This window comes from Microvirga sp. P4_G7 (genome assembly GCF_056401005.1).
The window spans coordinates 1-2,358 of record NZ_JBFUKD010000587.1; the positions used below are offsets into that span (position 1 = coordinate 1).

Annotated in this window: 3 protein-coding genes; all 3 read left to right on the plus strand. The window is 62.8% G+C overall.

Translation table 11 applies throughout. The annotated features are described in order from the left end of the window. Positions 1–835, plus strand: an 835-nt coding sequence (locus tag AC1DT3_RS18280; RefSeq protein WP_477466650.1) for an alpha-E domain-containing protein, incomplete at its 5' end; no start/stop codon positions are given. Positions 836–838: 3 nt separating this feature from the next. Then, entirely contained in the window at positions 839–1,657 is an 819-nt protein-coding gene (locus tag AC1DT3_RS18285) for a transglutaminase family protein (RefSeq protein ID WP_477466651.1), read from the plus strand. Positions 1,658–1,701: 44 nt separating this feature from the next. Continuing rightward, on the plus strand, positions 1,702–2,358 hold a 657-nt coding region (locus tag AC1DT3_RS18290), incomplete at its 3' end, for a proteasome-type protease (protein WP_477466652.1).

A 2,358-nucleotide genomic window follows, 5' to 3' on the forward strand; every position in this document is an offset into this window, starting at 1 on the left:
CGCCTATAACGAGCATCACACCAACGAGTGGGAATCAGCGCTCGTCACCGCGGGTGCGCTCGACATGTTCAAGGAAGCTTACGGCGACGTCACGCCTGAAGGCGTGATCGAGTTTCTCGCTTTTTCCGAAGCCAATCCTTCGAGCATCCAGCGCTGCTTCGATACTGCTCGTCACAACGCGCGATCCGTGCGCGGGTCGCTCACCTCGGAGATGTGGGAGGCGATCAATTCTGCCTGGCTCGATCTGCGCCGGTTCAAGGCCGAGAAGGTGCAAGTCGAGAATCTTCCGCGCTTTTTGAATCTCGTGAAGGAGACGTCGCTCCGCTACGACGGCTCGGCGCTGCGCACCATGCTGCGCAACGATGCCTATTGGTTCTCCCGGCTCGGCGTCTACGTGGAGCGGGCGGACAATACGGCGCGCGTGCTCGACGTGAAATATCACGTGCTGCTGCCGAAGGATGCGGAGGTCGGCGGTGGCATCGACTATTACCAATGGGCCGCGATCCTCAGATCCGTATCGGCGCTGGTCAGCTACCAGTGGGTCTATCACCAGAACCTCAGGCCGTGGCTCGTGGCGGATCTCCTGATCCTGCGAGAAGAGATGCCGCGCTCGCTCGCCGCCTGCTATGCCGCGCTGTCGCGTCACCTCGACGACATAGCCCATCGTTACGGAACGTCAGGTCCGTCGCAGCGCCTTGCGCGGGCGGCGCACGCCAATCTCGCGAACAAGACGATCGAGGATATCTTTCAGCATGGCTTGCACGAATTCCTCGAGGAGTTCATAGCCGAAAACAACAATCTCGGTTTCGCCATCACGAACCAATATCTCGGTTGAGCCATGCGCATCCGGATCCAGCACGAGACGACCTACCGCTACGCGGAGCCGGTGCGATCCGCGATTCAGCTGTTGCGTCTCACGCCCCGCAGTCATGCGGGCCAGACGGTTCTGCGCTGGTCCATCGACACCGGCCGCGACGCCCGCCTGATCCGGCGTGAGGACTGGTACGGCAACATCATGCATTCCCTCTTCGCCGACGGCTCGATCGAGGAGATTGCACTGCGGGTTGCTGGGGAAGTCGAAACGACGGACATGGCCGGCACCGTCAACGGCGGCGCCGAGCGCTTCCCCGCCGTATTCTATCTCCGCAGTACGCCCCTCACCGTGGCGGATCCCGAGATCCGCGATTTCGCTGCGGCGGCGACGGGGCATAAAGCCAATCCGCTCGAGAAAGCCCACACGCTCATGGGCGCGCTGTTCGAGCGCCTGCGCTTCGACGTGCAGGCGACGCACGTGGCGACGAGTGCGACGGAAGCTTTCGCCGCCGGGCACGGAGTCTGCCAGGATTTCACCCACATCTTCCTCGCCGCCGCCCGCAGCATCGGCATCCCGGCGCGTTACGTTTCGGGCTATCTGCACAAGCCCGGGGAAGAGCAGCAGGAAGCCGGCCATGCCTGGGTCGAAGCCCATATCGAAGACCTCGGCTGGGTGAGTTTCGATGCGGCGAACGGGGTCTCCGTCACGGAACATTACGTGCGCGTCGCCATGGGTCTCGATTATACGGAAGCGGCCCCGGTGCGTGGAACCTATTATGGCGTGACCCGCGAGGACCTCGCCGTTTCTTTGAAAATCGAAAGCGCGCGGCAATCTCAATCATGACACGCACGCCGCAGCCGGGCCAACGAGCCCCCGGAGGAACGCCCGTGACCTATTGCGTCGGTATCCTGGTCAAGGACGGCCTGGTGATGATCGCCGACACCCGCACCAATGCGGGCGTCGACAACATCGCGACCTTTCGCAAGCTTCATCTCTTCGACATTCCGGGCGAGCGTCTGATCACCCTCGCGACGGCGGGCAACCTGTCCGCGAGCCAGACCGTGCTGTCGCTGCTGACGGAAGGAATCGAGGATCCGGAGACCGGCCATCCCGAGACGCTTCTCACCGTCTCCAGCATGTCCAAGGCCGCCCACCTCGTCGGCTCGGCGATCCGTCAGGTCTATGCGCGGGACGGCGTGGAGATGGAAAAGCACGGCATGACGTTCGACGTCACCATGCTGCTCGGGGGCCAGATCGGCCACCACCCCATGCGGCTCTACCAGATCTATTCCGCCGGCAACGCGATCGAAGCGACCCTCGATACGCCGTTCCTGCAAATCGGCGAGCCGAAGTACGGCAAACCGATTCTCGACCGCGCGATCGCGCACGACACGGCGCTGATCGAGGCGCTGAAGCTCGGGTTGATCTCGATGGATTCGACTCTGAAATCCAATCTCGGTGTCGGTCTGCCGATCGACATCGTGGTGGCGCGGCGTGACGCGCTCAAAGCCGGCATCAATTACCGCATCCAGGAAGACGAGCCC